The 24,343-nt window shown below is 68.4% G+C and carries 28 protein-coding genes; 19 read left to right on the top strand and 9 right to left on the bottom strand.

Annotated features, from left to right (window positions below):
- Nucleotides 1-4 precede the first annotated feature (4 nt).
- A complete protein-coding gene (locus tag MELE44368_RS04640; protein ID WP_064918357.1) occupies nt 5-550 on the bottom strand; it encodes a TetR/AcrR family transcriptional regulator in 546 nt (181 codons plus the stop codon).
- A 47-nt stretch (nt 551-597) separates the two neighbouring features.
- Nucleotides 598-1,701, bottom strand: coding sequence for a phosphotransferase (locus tag MELE44368_RS04645; RefSeq protein ID WP_083042516.1), 1,104 nt, complete (start codon nt 1,699-1,701; stop codon nt 598-600).
- A gap of 54 nt (nt 1,702-1,755) precedes the next feature.
- On the opposite strand from MELE44368_RS04645, the gene MELE44368_RS04650 reads away from it, so the two are divergent.
- Nucleotides 1,756-2,916, top strand: coding sequence for a CaiB/BaiF CoA transferase family protein (locus MELE44368_RS04650; protein ID WP_128107419.1), 1,161 nt, complete (start codon nt 1,756-1,758; stop codon nt 2,914-2,916).
- Here the strand turns inward: MELE44368_RS04650 and MELE44368_RS04655 are convergent.
- A complete protein-coding gene (locus MELE44368_RS04655; RefSeq protein ID WP_046753355.1) occupies nt 2,903-3,433 on the bottom strand; it encodes a TetR/AcrR family transcriptional regulator in 531 nt (176 codons plus the stop codon). The two genes, MELE44368_RS04650 and MELE44368_RS04655, sit on opposite strands and share 14 nt — an antisense overlap.
- Before the next feature lie 44 nt (nt 3,434-3,477).
- Here MELE44368_RS04655 and MELE44368_RS04660 point away from each other — a divergent pair, with 44 nt between their 5' ends.
- From MELE44368_RS04660 to MELE44368_RS04670, 3 genes are read left to right on the top strand one after another with little or no spacing between them, the layout of a single operon-like run.
- A complete protein-coding gene (locus tag MELE44368_RS04660; protein ID WP_064892483.1) occupies nt 3,478-4,731 on the top strand; it encodes a cytochrome P450 in 1,254 nt (417 codons plus the stop codon).
- An 8-nt stretch (nt 4,732-4,739) separates the two neighbouring features.
- On the top strand, nt 4,740-4,931 hold the full coding sequence (locus tag MELE44368_RS04665; RefSeq protein ID WP_128107420.1) for a ferredoxin: 192 nt from the start codon (nt 4,740-4,742) through the stop codon (nt 4,929-4,931).
- A 48-nt stretch (nt 4,932-4,979) separates the two neighbouring features.
- On the top strand, nt 4,980-5,753 hold the full coding sequence (locus MELE44368_RS04670) for a MarP family serine protease (protein WP_128107421.1): 774 nt from the start codon (nt 4,980-4,982) through the stop codon (nt 5,751-5,753).
- Nucleotides 5,754-5,827: 74 nt separating this feature from the next.
- On the opposite strand, the gene MELE44368_RS04675 is transcribed toward MELE44368_RS04670, so the two are convergent.
- On the bottom strand, nt 5,828-6,652 hold the full coding sequence (locus tag MELE44368_RS04675) for a thioesterase family protein (protein ID WP_128107422.1): 825 nt from the start codon (nt 6,650-6,652) through the stop codon (nt 5,828-5,830).
- Entirely contained in the window at nt 6,649-7,485 is an 837-nt protein-coding gene (locus MELE44368_RS04680) for an SMP-30/gluconolactonase/LRE family protein (protein ID WP_241566481.1), read from the bottom strand. The genes MELE44368_RS04675 and MELE44368_RS04680 overlap by 4 nt, the downstream gene beginning before the upstream one ends.
- Before the next feature lie 49 nt (nt 7,486-7,534).
- Between MELE44368_RS04680 and MELE44368_RS04685 the strand changes: the two genes are divergently transcribed.
- From MELE44368_RS04685 to MELE44368_RS04715, 7 genes are read left to right on the top strand one after another with little or no spacing between them, the layout of a single operon-like run.
- The gene (locus MELE44368_RS04685) at nt 7,535-8,239 is read left to right on the top strand and encodes an NIPSNAP family protein (protein WP_128107424.1); all 705 of its coding nucleotides are present in this window, start codon (nt 7,535-7,537) and stop codon (nt 8,237-8,239) included.
- Nucleotides 8,240-8,241: 2 nt separating this feature from the next.
- A complete protein-coding gene (locus MELE44368_RS04690) occupies nt 8,242-9,465 on the top strand; it encodes a cytochrome P450 (RefSeq protein ID WP_128107483.1) in 1,224 nt (407 codons plus the stop codon).
- 1 nt (nt 9,466) lies between these two features.
- A complete protein-coding gene (locus MELE44368_RS04695; protein WP_128107425.1) occupies nt 9,467-10,435 on the top strand; it encodes a zinc-binding dehydrogenase in 969 nt (322 codons plus the stop codon).
- Entirely contained in the window at nt 10,432-11,178 is a 747-nt protein-coding gene (locus MELE44368_RS04700; RefSeq protein ID WP_128107426.1) for an HpcH/HpaI aldolase family protein, read from the top strand. The genes MELE44368_RS04695 and MELE44368_RS04700 overlap by 4 nt, the downstream gene beginning before the upstream one ends.
- Complete coding sequence (locus MELE44368_RS04705; protein WP_128107427.1) at nt 11,175-11,882, top strand: SDR family NAD(P)-dependent oxidoreductase; 708 nt, start codon at nt 11,175-11,177, stop codon at nt 11,880-11,882. The genes MELE44368_RS04700 and MELE44368_RS04705 overlap by 4 nt, the downstream gene beginning before the upstream one ends.
- Nucleotides 11,864-13,381 carry a flavin-containing monooxygenase gene (locus MELE44368_RS04710; protein ID WP_128107428.1) on the top strand — a complete coding sequence of 506 codons (1,518 nt, stop codon included), beginning with the start codon at nt 11,864-11,866 and terminating at the stop codon, nt 13,379-13,381. The genes MELE44368_RS04705 and MELE44368_RS04710 overlap by 19 nt, the downstream gene beginning before the upstream one ends.
- A gap of 6 nt (nt 13,382-13,387) precedes the next feature.
- Nucleotides 13,388-14,329 carry an alpha/beta hydrolase gene (locus tag MELE44368_RS04715; RefSeq protein WP_128107429.1) on the top strand — a complete coding sequence of 314 codons (942 nt, stop codon included), beginning with the start codon at nt 13,388-13,390 and terminating at the stop codon, nt 14,327-14,329.
- On the opposite strand, the gene MELE44368_RS04720 is transcribed toward MELE44368_RS04715, so the two are convergent.
- Nucleotides 14,307-14,780 (bottom strand): SRPBCC family protein, encoded by a 474-nt coding sequence (locus MELE44368_RS04720; protein ID WP_128107430.1) that lies wholly within the window; start codon nt 14,778-14,780, stop codon nt 14,307-14,309. The two genes, MELE44368_RS04715 and MELE44368_RS04720, sit on opposite strands and share 23 nt — an antisense overlap.
- Nucleotides 14,781-14,851: 71 nt before the next feature.
- On the opposite strand from MELE44368_RS04720, the gene MELE44368_RS04725 reads away from it, so the two are divergent.
- Nucleotides 14,852-16,021 (top strand): acyl-CoA dehydrogenase family protein, encoded by a 1,170-nt coding sequence (locus MELE44368_RS04725; protein WP_128107431.1) that lies wholly within the window; start codon nt 14,852-14,854, stop codon nt 16,019-16,021.
- Here the strand turns inward: MELE44368_RS04725 and MELE44368_RS04730 are convergent.
- Complete coding sequence (locus MELE44368_RS04730; RefSeq protein ID WP_128107432.1) at nt 16,018-16,950, bottom strand: LLM class flavin-dependent oxidoreductase; 933 nt, start codon at nt 16,948-16,950, stop codon at nt 16,018-16,020. The genes MELE44368_RS04725 and MELE44368_RS04730 overlap by 4 nt on opposite strands.
- A 116-nt stretch (nt 16,951-17,066) precedes the next feature.
- Between MELE44368_RS04730 and MELE44368_RS04735 the strand changes: the two genes are divergently transcribed.
- Nucleotides 17,067-17,984 (top strand): LLM class F420-dependent oxidoreductase, encoded by a 918-nt coding sequence (locus MELE44368_RS04735; protein WP_128107433.1) that lies wholly within the window; start codon nt 17,067-17,069, stop codon nt 17,982-17,984.
- A 52-nt stretch (nt 17,985-18,036) separates the two neighbouring features.
- On the opposite strand, the gene MELE44368_RS04740 is transcribed toward MELE44368_RS04735, so the two are convergent.
- Nucleotides 18,037-18,729 carry a DUF427 domain-containing protein gene (locus tag MELE44368_RS04740; protein ID WP_128107434.1) on the bottom strand — a complete coding sequence of 231 codons (693 nt, stop codon included), beginning with the start codon at nt 18,727-18,729 and terminating at the stop codon, nt 18,037-18,039.
- A gap of 110 nt (nt 18,730-18,839) precedes the next feature.
- Between MELE44368_RS04740 and MELE44368_RS04745 the strand changes: the two genes are divergently transcribed.
- Nucleotides 18,840-19,379, top strand: a complete 540-nt coding sequence (locus MELE44368_RS04745; protein WP_128107435.1) for a hypothetical protein — start codon at nt 18,840-18,842, stop codon at nt 19,377-19,379.
- A 7-nt stretch (nt 19,380-19,386) separates the two neighbouring features.
- On the opposite strand, the gene MELE44368_RS04750 is transcribed toward MELE44368_RS04745, so the two are convergent.
- Complete coding sequence (locus MELE44368_RS04750) at nt 19,387-19,650, bottom strand: DUF2631 domain-containing protein (protein ID WP_128107436.1); 264 nt, start codon at nt 19,648-19,650, stop codon at nt 19,387-19,389.
- Nucleotides 19,651-19,732: 82 nt separating this feature from the next.
- Between MELE44368_RS04750 and MELE44368_RS04755 the strand changes: the two genes are divergently transcribed.
- The 5 genes from MELE44368_RS04755 to MELE44368_RS04775 all read left to right on the top strand — a co-directional run bounded on the left by MELE44368_RS04755 (nt 19,733) and on the right by MELE44368_RS04775 (nt 24,334).
- Complete coding sequence (locus MELE44368_RS04755) at nt 19,733-20,566, top strand: mycofactocin-coupled SDR family oxidoreductase (protein ID WP_128107437.1); 834 nt, start codon at nt 19,733-19,735, stop codon at nt 20,564-20,566.
- A gap of 10 nt (nt 20,567-20,576) precedes the next feature.
- Nucleotides 20,577-21,449, top strand: coding sequence for a TIGR03619 family F420-dependent LLM class oxidoreductase (locus MELE44368_RS04760; protein ID WP_128107438.1), 873 nt, complete (start codon nt 20,577-20,579; stop codon nt 21,447-21,449).
- A complete protein-coding gene (locus tag MELE44368_RS04765; RefSeq protein ID WP_128107439.1) occupies nt 21,446-21,856 on the top strand; it encodes an ester cyclase in 411 nt (136 codons plus the stop codon). The genes MELE44368_RS04760 and MELE44368_RS04765 overlap by 4 nt, the downstream gene beginning before the upstream one ends.
- A 91-nt stretch (nt 21,857-21,947) precedes the next feature.
- On the top strand, nt 21,948-23,108 hold the full coding sequence (gene dxr / locus MELE44368_RS04770) for a 1-deoxy-D-xylulose-5-phosphate reductoisomerase (protein ID WP_128107440.1): 1,161 nt from the start codon (nt 21,948-21,950) through the stop codon (nt 23,106-23,108).
- Nucleotides 23,105-24,334: a M50 family metallopeptidase gene (locus tag MELE44368_RS04775; protein ID WP_128107441.1), complete on the top strand. Its 1,230-nt coding sequence runs from the start codon at nt 23,105-23,107 to the stop codon at nt 24,332-24,334. Before dxr ends, MELE44368_RS04775 begins: the two co-directional genes overlap by 4 nt.
- Nucleotides 24,335-24,343: the final 9 nt, after the last annotated feature.

The following is a 24,343-nucleotide window of genomic DNA, read 5'->3' on the forward strand; positions in this document are numbered from 1 at the left end:
GCTCTCAGCCCTGTGGCTTGATCCCGACCGCGTGACGCAGCTGCGCGAGGAACTGGTCGTCGTCGTCGCTGCGCACGATGAAGTGCGAGATGGCGACGCGAATCGCGGTGGCCGCCTTGACGGATTTGTTGGGGCCGCTCAGCAGCCGCTCCAGCCGGGCCCGCATCACCGGGATGATCTTCGACAGCTGCGGGATCACCACCTCGGGTTCGATGTCGACCACCCGCACCCCGGAGTAGGAGTGCTGGTACTCGACGATGAACTGCAGCGCGGCGTCGAGTTTCTCGGTGCCGCGCAACCCCGCCGTGGCCTTGCTGACGCCGTTGTCGAACAGGTCGCGCTCGTAGGCGCCGAACGCGTCGAGCAGTTCGGACTTGGAGGCGAACCACCGATACAGCGTCGGCCGTGACACGCCGGCCTGCAACGCGACGTCGGAGAGGCTCAGCTTCGTCTGACCGCTGCGAGCCAGTACCTCTGCGGTGGCGACCAGAATGCGGTGCCGCGTCGAGGTGTCCTCGCTGTCTCCTTCTGCATCGGGTTGTTCTCTCACAGGAAAGGCTCTCTATCGTCCGGGTCAGTCAGATCGTAGAGCCTCAGTCACAGGGACCGCGTCAAAAGTGCGACGGTGTCGAGATCCTCCAGCGCGGCCACCCCCCGCCGCAACCCCTCCAGGGCGATGTCTTCGGCCTGCATGCCGCCCATGCCCGCGGTGATCAGCGCGGCCACATACGCGTAGAGCGCGCCTTGCCGGTAGCGGCGCCACAAGTCGTCGCGGTCCAGCTGCGGGCCGCCGTGAGCGGCCAGCGCCTGCCGGTAGACGTCGAGCAGGTCGCGTTGCTCGGCGCGCCGGTCGGCCGGGGTCATGCTGGTGACCAGGGTGTAGGCGAGTTCGCGGCCCGGATGGCCGCGCCGGACGGCCTGCCAGTCGAGCAGGCCCGCCTGGCCGTTGCGGAAGTAGACGTTGCCGGGATGGGCGTCGCCGTGCATGACGGTGTGCGGTGGCCGGTCGATCAGCGCGGCCACCGCGCGGTAGTTGTCGTCGATGAAGCGCCCGCGGTCGACGGGAATGTCGGTCCGCTCGGCGATGCGCCGCGACGACGTCTTGAGCAGCGAGCCGGTCAGCAGTGCGGCGCTGTCGCCCGACGCGGTGTACGCCCACCGCGGGACCCGCTCCCAGAACATCGCGTGCAGCCGCGCGAGCAGTTCGACGACGAGGGCGACCTGATCACCGCCCAGCGGATGCAGCGTGTCGGGGAACTGGCACTCGTCGGCGGGCAGGTCCTCCAGCACGAGCACGAAGCGTCCGGTCAGCGGGTCGAACGCCGATCCATACGATCGGGGGACTCCGCTCAGCTGCGCGGAAAGCTCACGGTAGAAGCGGGTTTCGGTATCGGCGAGCCTACCCAGTTCACCCATCAGGCGGGTCGCGACGGTCTGCGCCGACATCTTGACGAAGACCGACGCCGGGACGCCGTCGCCGGACAGCGCCAGGCGCGCCCGCGAGGACGTCCCCGCGTCGCCGCCGAGCACCGACACCGAAGTGACGGTGCGGCCCATGATCCGGGACAGCGCCGCAGCGTCGAGGTCGTCGACCGTGCGCGGAATCGACCGGATCCGGCCGACGACGGCGTCGGTGGCGATACGTTGTACACCGCGCCCCAGATGCGACGCCAGGCCGACGAATGGCGCAACCCGATTCACCTCGCCAGCTTACAAATTTCGCCGAGTTTGTAAATCCACTTGGGAAGGACGCGCATGGCCGGACCGTTGGAAGGCATCAGGGTCGTCGAGCTGGGGGTCTGGGTGGCCGGGCCGGCCGCCGGCGGGATCCTGGCGGATTGGGGCGCCGACGTGGTCAAGATCGAACCCCCGACGGGCGACCCGGCGCGCACCTTCGGGCGGATGCTGGGCATCGAGGACGGGGCGAGCCCGCCGTTCGAGATGGACAACCGCGGCAAGCGCAGCGTCGTGCTGGATGTGACCACCGAGCGGGGCCGCGCGATCGCGCTCGAACTGCTCTGCGGGGCAGACGTTTTCCTCACCAACGTGCGTCCGGGCGCGCTGAGACGGATGGGGCTGGACTTCGCGACGGTCGCGACGAGCAACCGGCGGCTGGTGTACGGGTTGATCACCGGCTACGGCGAGACCGGTCCCGACGCCGACCGCGCGGCCTACGATGTCGCGGCGTTCTGGGCCAGGGCCGGCCTGGCGCACCTGCTGACCCGGCCCGGCCAGACGCCGCCCTTTCAGCGCGGCGGGATGGGCGACCACGCGGCCGGGATGACGTTGGCCGCGGCGGTATGCGCGGCGCTGGTGGCGCGAACCCGCACCGGCGAAGGGCAACTCGTGAGCACCTCGCTGTACCGGCAAGGTGCCTACACGGTCAGCTTCGACCTCAACACGTTCCTGCTGACCGGTCACTCCATCGCGATCGGGCAACGCGAGACCATGGGCAACCCTTGCATGAACAACTACGCCGCCGGCGACGGGCGCCGGTTCTGGATCGTCGGCCTGGAGGCGAGCCGGCACTGGCCGCCGCTGTGCCGGGCGGTCGGCCGGCCCGAGTGGTTGACCGACCCGCGGTTCGAGACCGCGCGGTCGCGCGCCGCGCACGCCGTCGAACTCGTCGCCGCGCTCGACGAGATATTCGCCACCCGATCCCTCGACGAATGGTCCGAGATCTTCGCCGCCGAACCGGAATTGTTCTGGGCGCCGATCAATTCGGTCGAGGACGTGCTGGCCGACGATCAGTTCCACGCCGCGGGCGGCGTCGTGTATGTGCCCGACGGCGACTCGACGGTTCCGATGATCGCCTCGCCGGCCGACTTCTCCGGCACGCCGTGGGCACCGCGGTCGACCGCCCCGCAGCTCGGTGAGCACACCGCCGAGGTGCTCGCCGAACTCAGCGATGCTTGATGCGCGCCGCGTGGCGAAGCTGGGCGAGAAAGTCGCCGTCGTCGTCGCTGCGAACCAGATAGTGCGACACCGCAACCCGGACCGCGGTCGCCACCGCCAGGGCGGGATCGGGTCCGGGGGCCAGCCGCTCGAGCCGGTGCCGCATCAGCGGGATCACCCGCGACAACCGCCTGATCACGCGCTCCGGCTCGACGTCGATCATCCGCAGGCCCGGATAGGACTGCTGGTAGTCGACGATCACCCGCAGCGCGGCGTCGAGTCGCTCGGCCGCCGGGAGATCGGCCGTGGCATCGGCCACCGCACGTTCGTAGAACTGCCGCTCCCACACCACGAACGCGTCGAGCAACTCCCGTTTGGAGGCGAACCATCGGTACAGCGTGGGCCGGGACACGCCGGCCTGCTGGGCCACCTCGGACAGGCTGAGCTTGGTCATGCCGTGGCGGCCGAGCACCTCGGCGGTGGCGGCCAGCAGCCGCTCGCGCGTCGGCATATCGGGTTCGGCACAGGAGTCCGGCATCGGCCTAGCTTTACAAATTTTCGCTCAAGTGTCACGCTAAATCGGTGACTGTCGTCAGCTCGGAGTCCCCAAATTACAGCCCCCACGACCTTTCGACACGCGAATTCTGGAGCCAATCCTTCGAAGTGCGCGACCAGACCTTCGCCGAATTGCGCGCCGGCGAGGGGCTGAGCTGGCATCGACCGTTGCCGTCGCTGTTCGACACCGTCGAGCCCGGCTTCTGGGCGGTGACCCGTCGAGCCGACATCGTCTACGTCAGCCAGCACCCCGAGTTGTTCACGTCGGCGCGGGGCGTCGCGCTGGATCCCATGCCCGCCGAGGTGCAGAAGATCGCCACCTTCTTCCTCGGCATGGATCCCCCCGAGCACACCGTCTACCGCCGGTTGATCAGTTCGGCGTTCACGCCGCGCAACGTGCGCCAGATCGAAGACCAGATCCACAAGAACGCCGTCGCGATCGTCGACGATTTGATCGGTGCGGGTGACATCGACTTCGTCAGCGCGTGCTCGGCGCGGCTGCCGATGATGACCATCTCCGAGATGCTCGGTGTCCCACCGTCGGAACGCGAAGCGGTGGCGAAAGCGGCCGAGAAGCTGTTCTCGATGAGCGACGACGAGTACAGCTCATTGGAGGAGCGGGCGCAGAACACCATGAACGAGATGATGTTGTTGGTCAACACCGGCGTCGAACTCGCGAAGTACCGGCGCAACCACCCCGGCGACGACCTGATGACCAGCATCGTTGAAGCCGAGGTGGACGGACACCGGCTCACCGACGAAGAGGTCGGCGCGTTCATGCTTCTGCTCGCGTCGGCCGGAAACGACACCACCAAGCAGACGACGTCACACGCGATGCTGGCGCTGGTGAACAACCCCGAACAGCGCGGCTGGCTGATGGAGGACTTCGACGGGCGGATCACCTGGGCCATCGAGGAATTCGTCCGATGGTCCACACCGGTGTTGCAGTTCGCGCGGTTCGCCACCCAGGACACCGAGGTCGCCGGCCAGCAGATCAGCGAAGGGGACAAACTCGGGCTCTTCTACTGCTCGGCCAACCGGGACGAAACCGTCTTCGACGATCCGCACACCTTCGATCTGCGACGCTCGCCCAACCCGCACCTGGGCTTCGGCGGCGGCGGGCCGCACTTCTGCCTCGGAAATCAGCTGGCCAAGACCGAGCTGCGAAACCTGTTCCGCGAGTTGTTGACTCGGCTCAAGCGGGTGGAGTTCGGCGAACCTGACCTGCTGCTCAGCAACTTCGTGCACGGGATCAAGCGCCTGCCGGCGCACGTGCAGTAGGAGATTTGATGCGCGTCGAAGTGGATCTCGACAAGTGCACCGGACACGGCATCTGCGAATCGATCGCTGACGACGTGTTCGAGGTGACCGACGACGGCGCCGTGGTCATCCACGGCAGTGAACGGCCCGAATCGGACCGCGAACGCATGGAGCAGGCCGTCACGCAATGCCCGGTGGCGGCGCTGCGCCTGTTCGATTGACCCGGCCGAATTCCGGCCGGCGCCGAACAACCCGATATCGTCTCCTCGATGAGACCGATTCGACGGGCGGTGACGCTGACCTTCGCCGCCCTGACTGTGGCCGCGGTGGCCGGCTGCTCGGGGGGTTGGCCCGCAGCGGAGGTCACGCTGCCGCCGGCCGAGACCCCGACGCTCGCCACGGTGGAACCGCCCGATGCCGCGTTGGCGGGCAGCCCGGTCGTCGCGCAGGCGCAGCGCAGCGTCGCCAAGATTCACGGCATCGCGCCGTCCTGCCAGAAGATGCTGGACGGAAGCGGTGTGGTCTTCGCCCCGAACCGGGTGATGTCGAGCGCCCACGGGGTCGCGGGGGCGACCGACATCACCGTTTCGGTCGACGGCGGCGACTATCCCGCCACGGTGGTCTTCTACGATCCCGACGCCGACATCTCGATCCTCGATGTGCCCGGCCTGCAGGCGCCGCCGCTGGCCTTCGCCGAGGAGATGGCGCCGTCGGGCGCCGACGCGCTGATCCTGGGGTACCCCGGCGGTGGGCCGTTCGTGGCCACCCCGGCACGGATCCGCGATGTCATCGAGCTCAGCGGTCCCGACATCTACCGCACCAAGACCGTGCACCGCGAGGTGTACCTGGTGCGTGGCGCCGTCCGGCAGGGCGGATCCGGCGGCCCCCTCATCGATCTGAACAGCCGGATTCTCGGCGTGGCGTTCGGCGCGGCCGTCGAGGATCCCGACGCCAGCTTCGTGCTCACCGCGAAGCAGCTCTTTGGCCTGGCGGTGAACGCCAACGGGTCAGCGCCCGTTCCCACCGGTGACTGTGTCGGCTGAGGTCGGCTGAGGTCGGCTGAGCCGCCGAAATAGAGTTCCGGGTCGTTGAAGTCGGAGTTTTGCCGCCCGGAACGCTATTTCGCGAACTCGGGGGGCATCGGCCGCACCAACACCGACTGCTGAATGCCTCCGACGGCACCGGCTTCGTCGAACAGCGTGCCGATCGTCGTCGCGATGCCGTCGGGGCCGTAGTTGGTGTCCGACCGGATACCGATCCACTCACCGTCGGGCACCCGGTGGATGTGCACGACGAGGTCGGTGTTCATGAACGTCCACTCGCGCGGGTTGAGCTTGGTGCCGATGCCGTTGGCGTCGTCGGCGACGGCGAACAACCGCTCGAGCTGAGTCATGGTCTCGCCGTTGACAAGGTCGACCTCGGGCTTGATCCAGGACTCGCCGGGCCCCTCGCTCAACGGCTTGGTCAGCCATCGCCAATCCAGGCTGTGCACGTAGTTGCGGTCCCAGTCCTTCTTCATGTCGCGGCCCAGCGCCTCACTGACCGGGCGCAGCGGCGGAGCCGACGCGTGCAAGAGGCTCGGCGTGTCGACCGTCTTCAGCCGCCATCCGCTGGCCTTGGCCACGGGCCGCGGCTCGCCGTCGGGCCCGGGGGCGAGCATTTCGGCGCTGACCAACTCGATCTGCCTGCCCGCGCGGTCGATTCGGGACCGCACCCACAGATCGCCCTCGGCGGGTACGCCGCCGAGCAGGTCGACCATCACCCGGCTCAGCCGCGTGTCGGGCCGCGCCTCACAGCGCTCCAAAGCCCGTACCAGCAAGGCGGATACCGGTGCGCCGTGCTGGATCTCGGCCGACCAGGTGCTGCGCACCAGATCGGTGGCGGCGAACTTCTCGCCGAGCGGGTCGGTGGCGTCGATCAGCTCGTAGTAGGAGTCGCTCATGGCAGGCCGGCTCCTGGGATCTCGACGGGCGTCGTGTCGACGCGGGACAACTTCGTGCCGACCAGCCGCTTCGGGTAGGCGTCGGCGGCGGACACGAGGAACAGGGTGCGGCGTTCGGGCCCGCCCAGCGTGCATGCGATCGCCGCCCGGTCTCCGATGTCGATGCGGTCGGTCACCTCGCCGCCCTCGGTGACCCGCTCGAACCGGTGCGCCAGGGTCATCGCCACCCAGACTCCGCCCTCGGCGTCGAGGCAGATCCCGTCGGGTGGTCCGTCGAGTCCGTCGGCGAACACGCGCCGGTCGGTCAGGGCGCCGTCGGGGGTGCGGGTGAACGCGGTCAGGCGTCGGCCGATCGACTCGGCCACGATCAGCGTGTCGCCGACGGGCGTGATCACCATTCCGTTGGGGAACGCGAGGTCCTCGGCGACCACGGCCGAGGATCCGTCCGGGTCGACCCGCACGATCACGCCGCCTTCGAACGCCTGCGATCCGACGTAGGCGCGACCCACGTCGTCGATCACCATGTCGCCCAGGTCCGCCGGCGCCGTTGCGGACAGATCGGCGACGGTGGTCATCACGTCGCCGTCGTAACACAGCACCTGCCGCCGCTCGGTCGAGACGATCAGCAGCGATCCGTCGGGGCGGAAGCCCAGCCCCGAAGGGGCGTGGCCGGGCACCGGCAGCGTGGTCGTCGCCCCCTGCAGGGTGACGGTGTGCACCGCTTCGCCGAGCATGTCGGAGAACCACAACAGCCCTTCGAACCACCGGGGCCCCTCGCCGAAGCAGAACCCGTCGGCCAGCGGGCGCAGCGCCGTGGCACCTTTACAAATCACGCCGTAAGTGTCACGCTCGCAGGGTGTCACTGTCAAATGGGTGCAGGTCATGAAGCGGTACTACGGTCACACTCTTCTCTATCTCCATGAAACGATCGATCTCGGGTCGGGCCGAACCGACCGCTTCACCGAGGTGTTCAGCGACGTCTACCACCCGATGATGTCCGAACTGGGGGCGCGGTTGTTCGCGATCTGGGAGACCACCCCGTACAACGGGCACTGGCCCCAGGTGACGATCATCTGGGAGATCGACCGGTTCGCCGACTACGCCCGCATCGGCAGGGCGCAGGCCCGCGGCGGTAGCCACGAGGCGGCCGCGGCGAAGTGGTCGTCGTTTCTGTCCGAGCTCGGCGCCCGAGGTGAGGGCAGGATCATGTACGCGGGCAGGAGCAACAGGACACTGGCGCAGCTTCAGGAGGAGAACTTCACCGCGGGCCTGGTGATTCAGGAGATCATGCAGACCAAACCCGGCCGCCAGGACGACTACATCCGCGAGCTCGAACGCCTCTACGTGCCTTGGTCGGAACGAACCGGAAAGCGTTGGCTGGGTTCGTTCATCACGACCTTCCGGTTCAACGAGGTCATTCACTACTGGGCGCTGGAGGGGGGCTGGGACTGCTTCGCCAACCATTACCCGTCCTGGAAAGACAGTCCACCCGCGGAGATCGTCACCTGGATGAGTGTCGCGCCTGCGCTGCGCGACGGCTGGGAAGACTCCATTCTGGCGGCCCTACCCCCTTCACCACTGCAATGACGATGACTGCGCGGCAACGCTTTTCCTACGACCCGTTCGATCCAGCCGTGATGGCCGACCCGCTGCCGTACTATCGCGTCCTGCGGGAGAGGTATCCGGTGTACTACGTCGACAAGTGGGACACCTACGCGATATCGCGGTTCGAAGACATCTGGCGGGTGCTGGAGGTCAATGACGGCACGTTCGTCGCGTCCGAGGGAACACTGCCCGCGGCAACCGTTTTGGCCCGGCACAACGACGGTTCGGTGCCCGACCCGCCGTTGCATCCGATGCCGTTTCACGCCAACTTCGACACCCCGGTCTACGACGGCGTGCGACGCTGCACCGCGGGCCAGTTCCGGCCGAAATTCGTCGCGAACCTCACCGACCGGATCCGCACCCTGGCCAACGAGCGCCTCGACGAGCTGCTGCCGCGGGGCACCTTCGACCTCACCCAGGATTACGGCGGCATCGTCGCCGCCTCGATGGTCTGCGAACTGCTCAGGATGCCAACCGAACTCGCACCGGAGGTGCTGGCCACCGTCAATGCGGGCAGCCTCGCGCAGCCCGGCAGCGGCGTGGAGGTGGCGAACGCCCGGCCAGGCTATCTGGAGTACCTCATTCCGCTCGTGCAACGCAGCCGCACCGAGTCGGGAATCAACCCGATCGCCGACAACCTCATCGACTACCAGCTTCCCGACGGGTCGCAGTTGAACGACGTCGAAGCGGCCACCCAGATGCTGGGCGTCTTCATCGGCGGCACCGAGACCGTGCCGAAGATCGTCGCGCACGGGCTGTGGGAACTGGGCCGGCGTCCCGATCAGTTGACGGCCGTGCGGGCCGACCCGGCCGCGAACGTGCCCGTCGCGCGCGAAGAGATGATCCGCTACTGCGCACCCGCGCAATGGTTCGCGCGCACCGTGCGCAGACCGTTCACCATCGCCGACACCACGATGACCCCGGGCCAGCGAGTCATCACGCTGCTGGCGTCGGCCAACCGCGACGAACGGGAGTACCCGGAGCCCGACGAGTTCATCTGGAATCGGCCGATCGAGCGGCTGCTGGCCTTCGGGCGCGGCCAACACTTCTGCCTCGGTGTGCATCTCGCGCGCCTGGAGATCACCGTCCTGGTGTCGGAGTGGCTGCGACGCGTATCCGACTGGCGCATCATCAGCGAGGCCGCGTCGCGGCCACCGTCGAGTTTCCAATGGGGTTGGAACAGCGTGCCTGTCCGGGTGGAGGTCTGACGTGTGGTCATACCGATTGGTGGCGCCGTACACCTTCGAACGGCAGGACATCGCCGAGCTCTCCCCGGAATCGCTGGGCGACCGTCAGGTGCTGCTGCGGTTCCGGGCGGCGGGGGTGTGCGGCAGCGATCTACCGCCGTTTCGTGGCGTGCGCGGCAAGATCGCCGGCGACGCGGGACAGAGCGCCGCCGAGATGGCCGGGTTCCCGGTCCACGAGGTCGTCGGCGAGGTGATCGCGAGCCGACATCGCAGCCACGGGATCGGGGACCCCGTCGTCGGCTGGGCATCGGGCTTCGACGGCCTGATGCAACACGTCGTGGCCGACGGTGACGGGTTGGCGCCGTACGACCCGGCGCTGAGCCCCCAGCACGCGGTGGCACTGCAACCGCTGGCCTGCGTGCTCTACGCGGTCGAGCAGATCGGCAGCCTGCGGGGCCGTCACGTCGCGGTCATCGGTCAAGGCTCGATCGGGCTGCTGTTCTCCTACGTGGCAAAGGCTTTCGGGGCGCTCCGGGTGACCGGCGTGGACCCCGTCGACCGTGAGGGCATCGGCAGGCGGTTCGGTGTCGACGACATCGTGCGTGCCACCAGCGACCGGTGGGTCAGCCACCTCACGCCCGACGACCGGCCCGACGTCGTGATCGAGGCCGTCGGCCATCAGGTCGCCACACTCGGCCACGCCGTCGAGGCGACCGCTCCCGGCGGCACGATCTTCTACTTCGGGGTGCCCGACGACGACAGTTATCCGATCAGCATGCGGACCATGCTGCGCAACAACCTGACCCTGAAGTCGGGGGTGACCCTCGACCGGCGCCGAATGCTGAGCGCCGCAGACGAATTCGCACGACAGCATCCCGACCTGCTTCCCGCCTACGTCACCCACACGTTCGGCGTCGACGAGGTGCAGGCGGCCTTCGAGCTGGCGTGCCGTCCCGCGCCCGAACGCATCAAGATAGCGATCGTCGAGTGACATCCAGCAGACTGCAGCAGGCGCTGGCCGCCAAAGAGCGGGTGTGGGGCGGCTGGGTGGTGGGCCCGACGATCATCGGCCCCGAGGAGTTCGCCCAGGCCGGCTACGACTATGTCGGGTTCGACGTTCAGCACGGGTATCTCGACGACGCCGACGTCGCGCTGTTGTTGCGCCGGCTCGAGCACGTCCCGATAGCCACGGCGGTGCGGCTGCCGTCGGCGGATCCCGCACCGATCGGCCGGGTGCTCGACGCCGGCGCCGACGCGGTGATCGTCGCGATGATCGAGTCGGCCGAGCAGGCCGCGGCGGCCGTCGCCGCCACGCGGTACGCACCCGCGGGGGTGCGCAGCTACGGGCCCCTGCGCGCCAGCCTCGGCCGGGAACCCGCCGAGCACGAGGCCCGGGTGACCGTGCTCGCGATGGTCGAGACCGCACGGGGGCTTTCGACACTCGACGAGATCTGTGCCGTGCCCGGCCTTTCCGGCATCTACGTGGGCCCCGCTGATCTGGCACTGTCGCTCGGCCACAGCCCCGCGGAGGCGTGGACCACGCCTGCCGTGCGCGACGCGATCACCCGGATACAGTCCACCGCCGCGACCGCCGGGCTTCTCACCGGCGTCCACGCGGGCGCATCCACATCGGCGAAAGCCATGGCGCAGGCGGGGTTCCGCATGCTCACGCTGGCCTCGGAGTCGCAGGCGCTGCGCCGCGGCGCCGCCGAGTACCTGCGGGAGGCGCAGTGACGACGGCCGACCGGGTCGCGCTGGTGACCGGCGCCGCGCGGGGCCAGGGGGCGGCGATCGTGTCGCGGCTGCGCGCTGACGGGTTTCTCGTCGCCGCCTGCGACGTGCTCGACGCCGAGGCACAAGACGACGGCGTACTCGCGCTGGCGCTTGACGTGACGTCCGAACCGCAGTGGCGCGCCGCGGTCGACGCGACCGTCGACCGGTTCGGCAGACTGACCGCGTTGGTCAACAACGCCGGGGTGCTGCATCGCGCCACGCTGGCCGACGAGACCGCGACGGGTTTCGAAAACAGCTGGCGGGTCAACTGTCTGGGCCCGTTCTTGGGCATCCAGGCCGCGCTCGCACAACTCCGGGTGGCCGAAGGCGCGGCGATCGTGAACACCTGCAGCACCGGCGCGATACGCGCCTTCCCGAACCACGCGGCCTACGGCTCCTCCAAGTGGGCGTTACGGGGGCTGACCCAGATCGCCGCCGCCGAACTGGCCCGCGACGAGATCCGGGTGAACGCCGTCTTTCCCGGGCCGATCGCGACGCCGATGCTCGACGACGCGACCCAGAACAGGCTGAGCGCGTCGTTCGGGCGGCTCGGCCGGTCCGTCGAAGTCGCCGACGCGGTCGCGTTCCTGGTCTCCGACCGCGCGTCGTTCATCACGGGAAGCGAACTCGTCGTGGACGGAGGGCAATGCCTGCGCATCGGATGAACCCGTCGATCGGCATCATCGGCGCCGGCCCCGGCGGGCTGGCCCTGGGAATCTTCCTGCGCAAAGCGGGGTTTCGGGACTTCACGATCTTCGACCGTGAAGGCGGCGTCGGGGGCACCTGGCGGATCAACACCTATCCGGGGCTGGCGTGCGACGTTAAGTCGCACCTGTACTCCTACTCCTTCGACCTGAACGCCGACTGGTCTCGACTGTGGTCGGCGCAGCCGGAGATCCTGGAGTACTTCGAGAACTGCGCGCGCCGCTACGCACTCGAACCGAACCTGCGGCTGCACACCGAGATCGTCGCGGCGCACTGGGACGCCCAGGGCACCAAATGGCGGCTCACCGACGCCGACGGCGCCACGTATGACTTCGACATCGTGGTGTCCGCGGTCGGCCTGTTCACCCGGCCGCTGCTGCCCGACCTGGTCGAAGAAGAGCCGTTCAGCGGAACGCTGATGCACACCGCCCGCTGGGACCACTCGGTGGACCTCACCGGCGCCCGGGTGGCCGTGCTGGGTACGGGATCGACCGCGTCGCAGCTGATTCCCGAAGTCGCGAAGGTCGCCAAGAAGGTGTATTCGGTGCAGCGCTCGCCCACATGGGTGCTGCCCAAACCCGACCGGCCCTACTCCGAACGCGAGAAGTGGGTCTTTCGCCATGTTCCGTTCGCCAAGAAGATCTACCGCACCCGGCTGTGGCTGCGCAGCGAGGCCAACATCTCGGTGATCGAGCACGGCAGCGACAAGACCCAGGAGTTCAGGGAGATCGCGCTGCGGGGGCTCGAGGCCAACGTGCCCGACGCCGAACTGCGCGCCAAGCTGACCCCCGATCACCCGATGGGCTGTAAACGGCTGGTGTTCGCCACCGACTATCTGCAGACGCTGACCCAGCCGCACGTCGAGGTGGTCGCCAGCCCCGCTCGGGCGCTGCGCGCCCGAAGCCTGGTCACCGAGGACGGCACCGAACTCGACGTCGACGTGGTGCTGTGCGCCACGGGCTATGCCGCTGCCGACTATCTGGGCCAGATCGACGTCGTCGGCGAGCACGGAACGACGTTGCGGCACAGGTGGCGCGACGGCGCACACGCCTATCTGGGCATGACCGTGCCCGGGTTCCCGAACTTCTTCATGCTCTACGGCCCCAACACCAACGTCGGCTCCAACAGCGTCATCTTCATCCTCGAGGCGCAAGCACATTATGTGGTCCGCGCGCTCAAGTACATGCGGCGCAAGGGCAAGTCGTATGTGGCGGTCCGGCCGTCGACCATGGCGGCGTTCCTCACCAAGATCGACGAGTGGATGCAGGGCACCGTGTGGCTCACCCGGTGCAGCAACTACTTCCGCGCCGCCAACGGCCGAGTGGTGACCCAGTGGCCGCGCAGCGCCCGCGCGTTCTGGTCGATGACGCGCCGCTTCCGGCCCGCCGACTACACGTTCGATCCGCCGACGCAGTCCGATGCCGCGGTCCGCGAGGCGCACACGACGGCCAACCGGTAGCCGACCGTGAGCTTCGTCGCGCGTCTCGACCCCGCGCTGCGCCACCTCGCCGAGGCCCGCACCGATCTGTCATCGGGGGTGCTTGGCGCGGTGCGGGATTCGTTGAACCAGCGCCGCGCCGAGGCCGCCGCAAGGGTGGACACCGCCGGCGTGGAGATCGAGGACCGCGCGGTGGCTTCGGTGCCGGTGCGGATCTATCGGGGCGCCTCGTCACCGGCTCCCGCGGTGCTCTACTGCCATTCGGGAGCTTTCGTGCTGGGAAACCTCGACACCGACCACCGGCAGTGCGTGGAGTTCGCCAGGCGTGGCCGCTGCACGGTGATCTCCGTCGACTACCGGTTGGCTCCCGAGCACCCGTACCCGGCCGCGGTGCACGACGTCACGGCCGTGCTCGACGGTGTGGTCGCCGACGCGGTGGACCTCGGGATCGACCCGGATCGGCTGGCGGTGGCGGGCAGCAGCGCCGGTGGCGCGCTGGCGGCGCGGCTGGCCCAGCGGTCCGCCGCCAAAGCCGCGCCGCCCGTGGTGTTTCAGCTGCTGCATCAACCGGTGCTCGACGACCGGCCCACCGAGTCGAAGCAGGAGTTCGACACCACCCCCGGGTTCGACGGCCCCGCCGCGGACACGATGTGGCACCACTACCTGGCGGGCCGGCAGGCCTGCGACGATGCCGCCCCGGCGCGGGCCACCGAGTTGTCCGGTGCGCCAAAGACGTTGATCACCTGCTCCGAGCTCGACCCGTTGCGCGACGAAGCGATCGACTACGCCACGCGGTTGATGCGCGCCGGGGTGTCGACCGATTTGCACGTCTACGGCGGTACGTGTCACGGGTTCGACTCGCTGCTGCCGGAGTGGGAGGTCAGCGAGCAGCTGTTCGTGCTTCAGGGCGCCGCGCTGCGCAGGGCACTGCACGGCGACGCCGCGCTCAGGATCCGGCCAGTTCCTTAGCCACTGCGGCGTGGTAGGCGTCGATGTGCGCGGGGTTGACCGTCCGGAAGAGCCCGTCCGGCAACGGCGCATGCTTGTAGGCCTCGATCGTCATCGTCCTGGTGAACAACGTGATGTCTTCGCCGGGTTGGCTGAAGTGGTAGTGCACCGTGATGCGGCCCTCCATGCCGCCGTTGCCGTCGGCGTCGTGGCCGAGGCGGCCGACCGAGTTGAACACCCATATGGTCGGGCGCATGGCGATCGCCAGGTGCCAGGTGAAGATCCGGTTCCCGTCGGGCCCGGACTCCGTCCACGTGTCGCCGACCTTCAGCGGCAGCGTCTCGGGTAGACCCCCGATGTGCGCACTGCCCGGATAGGTCTTCGTCCAGTTGGCCGGGTTGGTGACGAAGTCATAGATCGTCTCGGGCCGGTGAGCGAACGCGGTTTCCGACGTCGTGGTGACGATTCCCAAGGTGACGCCCTTCTGTGGTGAATGACCGCAGCATACTTTACAAAAATGCACGCAAATGTCACGGTGTTCAGGTGGACTTCTCGCACGTGCAACTCTCCGATGAGGACCGGGCGTTCCGTGACGAGCTGCGCGACCTGCTGCGCAGCATCGTGACCGACGACGTCATCCGTCGCGACCGCGAGACCGGCGAGAACTTCGACGAGGGTGTGCATCTGGCGCTCGGGGAGCGCGGTCTTCTGGCCGCGGACTTCAAACCCGAGTCCGAGGGCGGATTCAGCGCCGTGCGCCGGCGCGTCTGGGAGCTGGAGATCGGGCGCGCGCACACGCCGTGGTTTCACTGGCCGACCACCGCGATGGTGGCGCACACCCTCGACCAGTTCGCCACACCCGAGCTGAAGGAAGAGGTGCTACCGAAGGTGCTCTCCGGGCATTACCGGCTGTGCCTGGGCTACACCGAACCCGAGGGCGGCTCGGACGTCGCGACCTGCAAGACACGCGCGGTGCGCGAAGCGGATGGATCGAGCTGGATCATCAACGGCTCCAAGATGTTCACCTCCAACGCGCACAACGCGCAGTTCGTCTTCCTGGTCACCAACACCGATCCGGATGCGCCCAAACATCAGAGCCTGACCATGTTCCTGGTGCCGCTGGACTCCCCGGGCGTGGAGATCCAGCCGTTGCGCACCGTCGACGGCGACCGCACCAACATCACCTACTACAGCGACGTACGCGTCTCGGACCGGTATCGCGTCGGCGAGGTCAACGGGGGCTGGGCGGTGTTGCGCGAAGCGCTCAACGCCGAGCACGGCACCGTCGAACGCGATGCGCAGGGCCTGCAGAAGCTGGCCACGATGAGCGAGCACGTGCTGCTGCTGGCCGAGGCCATCGACCGGATCGCGGCCGTGGCCACCGACGACGACTCCGTGCGCTACCGGCTCGGCCGCGCCATCGCCCGCATGGAGGCGGCGATGAGCACCCCGGAGATGTTCGGGCGCGTCGCGATCGCGCAGACGATGCGCGACGTATCACCGGATCTGATGGACATTCTCGGTGCCGCGGGAGCCCTGCCCGTTGATGTCGACGGCGCCGCCGACGACGGGGGAGCCGAGTACATCTTCCGGCTGGCGTGTCCGACCGGCATCTACGGCGGCACGCTCGAGGTGTTCCGCAACATGATCGCCCAGCACGCGCTGGGGTTGGGCCGCCCGAACTATTCACCGCCGGCCAAGCGGCCCGCCTAGAGTTTCGCGATCACCTCGCCGGCGAGCAGATCCAGCGTTTCGTCGGAGCCGCGGTCGTGGGTGAACAGCACGATCTGGTCGAAGCCGAGTTCGCGCAGCTGCTGCAGGCGGTCGACGATCGCGGGCGGCGTGCCGACCAGCCCGCCCTCCTCGAGCCCGAACGCGGGTAGCCCGAAACGCTTTTCGGCCAGCTCGCGCACCGACGCCAAGGACGCATCGTCGGGCGCCAACGCCATCACCGCCTCGACCGACAGTACGATCGTCGACGGATCCCGGCCGACCTCTTCGCAGATCGAGCGCAACACCGACGTCTTGTGCTCGAGCTCACCGAGCGCGTAGGTGGGCACGTTCCACACGTCGGCGTAGCGCGCCACCAACGGCAACGTGTACTTCTCGCCGACACCGCCCACCACGATCGGGGGGCGCGGCCGACGCGTCGGGCCGGGCTTGATCGGCATGTCCCGCACGGTGAAATGCCTGCCGGCGAAGTCGATCACCTCGTTCGCGAACGCCTGGTGCAAGATCTCCAGCGTCTCGCCGAGCCGTTCGGAGCGGTCCCGGAACGTCCCCCAGTCCAGCCCGGCCCGGTTGTGCTCGTCCTCGATCGACCCGCTGCCGATGCCCAGCTGAAGTCGGCCCGCCGAGATGTGATCGAGCGTCGTCACCATCTTGGCCAGCACCGCGGGATGGCGAAACTGGTTGCACAGCACCATATGTCCGACATCGATGCGTTCGGTGTGGGCGAGCAGCGCGGTCGCCAACGTCCAGGCCTCCAGCGACGGGTAGTCGGGCACACCCGGCCCGTAGAGGTGGTCGTAGAGCCACACCGAGTCGATGCCGAGCTGCTCGCACCGCCGGGTGCGATGCAGGATCTGCTCGTATGTGAAGCCCATCTGGGGCAGGTACACGCCGATCTCCGGCTTGCTCATGGACGCGGTTTCCCATCCTCTGGTCGCCGTTGTGGCGCGCGGGCTGTACATTCGGCTGCCCGCATGGTAACGACATTCTCACAAATCGAGAAGACTGTTCTGGAGCGGAGCACCTCATGCGGTTCACGTTCACCCATCCGATGCACAGCCATCCCTACAACCCGGAGTTGGTGACGGGGGCGGGCATCGCCGCGGTCGCCGCCGCCGCCGAGAAGGCCGGCTTCTCCGGGTTCGGGTTCACCGACCACCCGGCGCCCACCGAGCGGTGGTTGCAGGCCGGTGGGCATGACGCGGTGGATCCGTTCGTGGCAATGGGTTTCGCCGCGGCCACCACGACGACGCTGCGGCTCGTCCCCAACATCGTGGTGTTGCCGTACCGCAACCCGTTCGTGGTCGCCAAGGCGGGCGCCACGCTGGACCTGCTGTCGCAGGGCCGGTTCACGCTCGCGGTCGGCGTGGGCTATCTCAAGCGGGAGTTCACGGCGCTGGGGGTGGAGTTCGACGAACGCGCGGTGCTGTTCGAAGAGGCGTTGGAGGTCATCCGCGGGATCTGGACCACCGACGACTTCTCCTATCAGGGCCGCCATTTCACCGCCGAGAGCATCACCGCGCACCCGCGCCCGGTGAGCGACCCGCACCCGCCGATCTGGATCGGCGGCAACACCGCGGCCGCGCGCAGGCGGGTCGTCAAGTTCGGTGACGGCTGGTGCCCGTTCGCCGCGCCGGCCATGCTGGCCAAGACCGCACGCACCGCGGAGATGGACGCCGACCGCCTGGCCGTGGGCGTCGACGATCTGCGCCGGCGTTTCGACGAGGCCGGCCGCGACTTCTCCGCGATCGACATCACGTTCACCAACCCCGACGGCGGAACTCCCGGCACCGACGATTTCAACGCCGAGGCCTACCTTTCCGGCCTGGAAAAGCTTGCCGCCGTGGGAGTCACGTGGGTGCAGGTCGGTCTGCCCGGCGACAGCCTGGCCCATGTGCTCGACACCATCGAGGAGTTCGGCACGTCGGTGATCGACCAGGCCTGAGCGTCGAATCTGAAGTTATGCACGCGATCTCACGCGAAAAGCGGACACAAGCTCAGATTCGGCGGCCGGAAGCGGGCTGCGGGAGTTCGGCCGACACGTCGGCGCGTTCGGTGTCGAAGCTGAGAAAGCCTTTGATGGGCAGGGTTTCGGGCAGCGGGTCGTCATAGCTCCAGGCCACGTCGGCCACGACACGGTCGCCTCGCACCGCCGACCAGTAGGTGGCATAGCCCTTGTAGTTGCAGTAGCTCGTGGTGTCGGAGCGCTGCAGCAGATCGGTGCGGACGTGAGACGGATCGACGTAGAGCCGTGTCTGCACCGCGGTCTCGAACACGATGACGGTGTCGGTGGTGTCCACCAGCGTCGCGCCGTCGACCGCGACGCGCAGACGCCGGCTGGTGGGACGACAGTCGACGCGGTGATAGGGATTCGGCGGGTAGTGCACGAGCTGGCGGCCTTCCTCGAGCCAGGTGTCCACCGCGTCCCACGGCACCCGCACGAACCCGGGCGCCTCCGGAACGGGTTCGTGCGGAAGGTCGCCGACCTCGCCGGCGGGAAACGCGTAGCTGAGCGGATGGTCGCACCGGTGCACCAGCAGGGCGCCTTCGGTGTCGATGACCACCCGGCCGTCGCGCACGGCCTGCACCCGCCGGGGGTGCGGCTCGACATAGACCACCTCGGGGATCGGGGGAGCGAACCATCCGGCGGGGTCCCTGCTCAACGGGCCACGCCCGGCCACCAGACTCATGGAACCTACTCTCACAGCCTTTACAGATCGACGCAATAGTGTCACCCTCTATGCGTGCCGCGGGCTGGCCCGTCGACCGGCACGCGATGGACTGATCGGATAGGACAGACATGGCGACCCGACCCGTCACCGCGCGCGACGATGCGCACGAAGGCGCTGGGATTCTCAATCGGCCCCAACTGAGCGTGATCGCCGCGGACATGGTCGATCTGGTGTCGTCGTCGGGCGGATGGCTCTACGACCGCGCCCGGGCCGGTTGGACGGTCAACGTGCTCGTCGGTGCTGCCCGGGAGGTGCGCCCGCTGACGATCCTGGGCGCCACACCGGTTTTCGCGGACGCGACGTCGATTCTCGAAGCCACGGACGCGTTCGCCGTCAGCGCCGACCTGCTGCGCCGCGACGCGCGGGTGTGCGAGCAGGTCCTGCGTCTGTGGAACGCGGGGACCACCGAGGTGACGGTGTGGGGGACGTCGTGGCCGGACCAGCTGGGCCGTCGTATCGATCCCGTGCAGCACCGCCTGAGCGTGGCCGCGCGGGCGTTCAAGGCTCGTGCACTGGCCGCCGCGCGGGCGGCGCACCAAGAGGTCGCCGCCACCGAGACCCTGTTCGACCTCGGGTCGGAAGCGTTTCGGCCGCTGTACCCCGTCTAGCGGATGTCTAGCGGATCCAGCCGCGGCGGCGCAGCCACCAGTCACGCGCGACCGCGATGACGATGAGCGCCGCGAACCCGATGAGGAACATGTCCTCGACGCGACCGACGTGGTTGCCGCGCATCATGATCAGCAGAAACGCCGCCGCCAGCAGCCCGCCGATGTGGATGAACTTGGGGTTCTCCTTCGACCAGCCCCACTCGGCCGACGGCACGTCCTCGACGTCGACAGAGTTCGCGCCGGTTCGTCGCTCAAGCTCGGTGCTGGGCACGGCTGCTCCTTAGCGGTCGGTCTTCGGTGCTAGCCGACATTCTGACATAGGCCTACTACGCGCCGCCGTAGGGTGAGTCCTCATGACATCCCAGTTCGACGGCAAGGTCGTGTTCATCACCGGAGCGGCGCGGGGACAGGGTCGCGCGCACGCCGTGCGGTTCGCCGAGGAGGGGGCCGACATCATCGCGTTCGACCTATGCGAGCCCCTGGACAGCGTCGACTATCCGATGGCGACACCGGAGGACCTCGACGAGACCGTCAACCTCGTCGAGAAGACCGGCCGGCGCATCATCGCCGAGCACGGCGACGTGCGCGACTTCGACCGGCTGACCGAGGTCGTCGGCCGCGGTGTGGCCCAATTCGGGCGCGTCGACTTCGTTCTCGCCAACGCGGGCATTTTCCCGGCGATCGGGGACAAGCGCAACGAGATGACCTCGTTCGTCGACGCCGTCGACATCATGCTCAAGGGCGTGTATTACACGATCGAGGCGGCGCTGCCCGCCATGCTGGGCCACGGCGACGGCGGCGTCGTCGTGATCACCAGTTCGGCGGCCGGCTTCAAGTCGGTCAGCTCCGGATACGACACCATGAGCCATGGCGCCGCCGGTTACACCGCGGCCAAGCACGGCGTCGTCGGCCTGATGCGGCACTACGCGAACTCGCTGGCGGCCAAGAACATCCGGGTGAACTCCGTGCATCCCGGCGGGGTGGCGACGCCGATGATCATCAACGAGGCCGCCGGACGCTTCGTCGAGGAGCACGCCTCGTTCGGCGCCGCCCAACAGCCGCTGCTGCCCATTCCGCCGGTGGAGCCCGAGGCCATCAGCGATGCGATGGTCTATCTGTGTGGGGCATCGGGCCGGTATCTGACCGGGGTGGCGCTGCCCGTCGACGGCGGCCTGACGGCGAAGTAAGGAGAAGGGCGTGCAATTCTGGTCCGGCACCGCGTTCATGAAGACCGCCGAGGTTCTGCCGCTGGCCCGGATGTTCGACGAGGCCGGCTACGACGGCATTGTCTGTTCCGATCACCTCTTCTATCCGCGTGAGCTGGCGTCGCCGTACCCGGACTCGCCGACCGGCAAGCCGATGTGGGCCCCTGAGACGGCGTGGCCGGACTGCTGGGTGACGATCGGCGCGATGGCCGCGGTGACGCGCCGGATCCGGTTCTCCAACGCGGTCTACATCGCGCCGACACGGCCGCTGCTGGAGGTGGCCAAACAGGTCGCCACCGCGTCGGTCCTCTCGGACGGCCGGGTGTCGCTGGCGGTCGGGGTCGGGTGGATGCGCGAGGAGTACGACCTGATGGGTCAGGACTTCGGCACCCGCGGTGCCCGGCTCAACGAGATGATCCCCGCGCTGCGGGAACTGTGGCGTGGCGGCTGGGTGTCGTTTCACGGCAAGCACTATCAGGTACCCGAGATGATGCTCGAGCCGCACCCGCAGCACCCGGTGCCGATCCTGTGCGGCGGGGAGTCCGAGGCGGCGCTGCGCCGGGCCGCACGGTTGTGCGACGGCTGGGTCGGCTACGCCTACACGTTGGACGATGCGACCGCGTACGTCCGCAGGGTTTCGGAGCTGCGGCGCGAATACGGCCGGGAGAACGAGCCTTTCGAGATCATCCTCGCGCTGCTCGACCCGCCGTCGCCGGATCTGTACAAGCGCGCCGAAGATCTCGGCATCACCGCGGTGATGTGCAGTCCGTGGGCGGGCATGGACCTGCCGCCCGGAGACGTCGAGCGGTTCCGGGCGCCGATCGAACAATTCGCGGAGACCGTCATCGACAAGGTGCGCACATGAGTTTCGCGGCCGACGAGGTCCGTGAACTGGTCGAGTGCCTGTACGGCGCGATCGACCGGCGGGACTGGTCGACCCTCGAGGCGCTGGTGTCGCCGCGGGTGGTCGTCGAGCTCGGCAGCGCCGCGCCCATCGGATGGGACGCCTGGCGGGAGCATCTGCGGGAGTTCGCCGAGGCGTTTCCCGACGGCCGCCACGATATCGAGGAGGTGCTGGTCGACGGCTCACACGGGGTGTCGCGGTGCCGCTTCGTCGGAACCCACCTCGGCGGGTTCCGCGGGATCGCGGCGACGGGCAACGAGGTGTCGGTCGCGGGCATCTACATCGACCGTTTCCAGGGCGACATGCTGGTGGGGCACCGCGGACAGCTCGACATGCACGCGCTGCTGCAGCAGATCACACCGTCCTAGTTGCGCCACAGACGGTGACGAAACGGCGGCGGTAACCCCGTTCTCCGTCTGCTCGCGGGGCGCCGGTTCGCCGACGCGGCACAATGGATCGGTGAGCAACAGACAGCGGGTGCTGCTGCTTGGCAGTACCGGCTCGATCGGCACGCAGGCGCTAAAGGTCATCGCCGCCAACCCGGACCGCTTCGAGGTCGTCGGGCTGGCGGCCGGCGGCGGCAACCCCGACCTGCTGAGCCGGCAGCGCGCCGAGACCGGTGTGACCAACATCGCCGTCGCCGACGTCGACGCGGCACAGCGCATCGGCGACATTCCCTACGCCGGACCGGACGCGGCCACCCAGCTGGTGGAATCCACCCAAGCCGACGTCGTGCTCAACGCGCTCGTCGGCGCGCTCGGGCTCAAGCCCACGCTCGCCGCGCTGGCCACCGGCGCCCGGTTGGCCCTGGCCAACAAGGAGTCGCTGGTCGCCGGGGGTCCGCTTGTGCTCAAGGCCGCCCAGCCCGGCCAGATCGTGCCCGTCGACTCCGAACACTCCGCGATGGCGCAGTGCCTGCGCGGCGGCAGCCCCGACGAGGTCGCCAAGATCGTGCTCACCGCCTCGGGCGGCCCGTTCCGCGGCTGGACCGCCGAGCGGCTCGAGACCGCCACCCCCGAGCAGGCCGGCGCCCATCCCACCTGGTCGATGGGCCCGATGAACACGCTGAACTCGGCGTCGCTGGTGAACAAGGGCCTGGAACTGATCGAGACGCACCTGCTGTTCGGGGTGCCCTACGACCGCATCGAGGTGGTCGTGCACCCGCAGTCGATCGTGCACTCGATGGTGACGTTCACCGACGGCTCCACCCTGGCCCAGGCCAGCCCGCCCGATATGAAGCTGCCGATCGCGTTGGCGCTGGGCTGGCCGTCGCGGGTGCCCGGCGCGGCGCCGGCCTGCGACTTCACCACCGCGTCGACGTGGGACTTCGAGCCGTTGGACGACGAGGTGTTTCCGGCTGTGCGGCTGGCCCGCCAGGCCGGCACGAAGGGCGGCTGCCTGACCGCGGTCTACAACGCCGCCAACGAAGAAGCCGCCGCGGCGTTTCTGGCCGGCCGGATCCCGTTTCCCGGCATCGTGCGCACCATCGAGGAGGTGCTGCGCGGTGCCGACGAATGGGCGGCCGAACCCGCTACCGTGGACGAAGTACTTGACGCCCAACAGTGGGCGCGGGACCGGGCACGCAGTGCGGTCGAGCGGGAGGTTGTCGCCACCAGATGATGTTCGTGATCGGTGTCGTGCTGTTCGCGCTGGCCATCCTGGTTTCGGTGGCCCTGCACGAGTGCGGGCACATGTGGGTGGCGCGTGCGACCGGGATGAAGGTGCGCCGCTACTTCGTCGGCTTCGGTCCGACGGTGTGGTCGACGCGGCGGGCCAATCAGCTCGGCGAGACGGAGTACGGCGTCAAGGCGATCCCGCTCGGCGGGTTCTGCGACATCGCGGGCATGACCTCGGTGGAGGAACTGCAGCCCGACGAGCACGAACGCGCCATGTACAAGCAGAAGACGTGGAAACGCACCGCGGTGCTGGCCGCCGGGCCCGCGATGAACTTCCTCATCGGCCTGGTCCTCATCTACGGCATCGCCGTCGTCTGGGGACTGCCCAACCTGCACCCGCCCACCACCGCTGTCGTCGGTGAAACCGGTTGTGTGGCAGCGGAAGTGGCCAAGGGCGAGCTCGGTGAGTGCACCGGCCCCGGCCCGGCCGCGCTCGCGGGCATCAGGGGCGGCGACACGGTGGTCAAGGTCGGCGACACCCCGGTGGCCAACTTCGCGGAGATGGCCGCCGCCGTGCGGGAACGGAGCGGGCCGACCGAGCTGACCGTGCAGCGGGACGAGGACGGCCGCACCCGCGAGTTCACCACCGTCGTCGACGTCACCCCGACCCAGCGCTGGACCGCCGACAGCGACACCGGGCCCTCGACGGTGGGAGCGATCGGGGTCAGCGCCGCCCAGTTCGGGCCGACCCAGCACAACCCGCTGTCGGCGATACCGGCGACGTTTGCCTTCACCGGTGATCTGACCGTCGAACTCGGCAAGTCGCTGGCCAAGATTCCCACCAAGGTGGGTGCGCTGATGCACTCGATCGGCGGCGGGGAACGCGATCCGGAGACCCCGATCAGCGTCGTGGGCGCCAGCATCATCGGCGGCGACACGGTCGACGCCGGGCTGTGGGTGGCGTTCTGGTTCTTCCTGGCGCAGCTGAACTTCGTGCTCGGTGCGATCAACCTCGTTCCGCTGCTGCCATTTGACGGCGGTCACATCGCGATCGCCGTCTACGAGAAGATCCGCAACATGATCCGGTCGGCGCGCGGCATGGTGGCCGCTGCGCCGGTGAACTATCTCAAGCTCATGCCCGCGACTTACGTAGTCTTGTTGGTGGTGGTCGGCTACATGCTGCTGACCGTGACCGCTGACCTGGTCAACCCGATCAGGCTCTTCCAGTAGGAGTATTCG

This window comes from Mycolicibacterium elephantis DSM 44368 (genome assembly GCF_004014805.1).
GTDB classification, from domain to species: Bacteria; Actinomycetota; Actinomycetes; order Mycobacteriales; family Mycobacteriaceae; genus Mycobacterium; species Mycobacterium elephantis.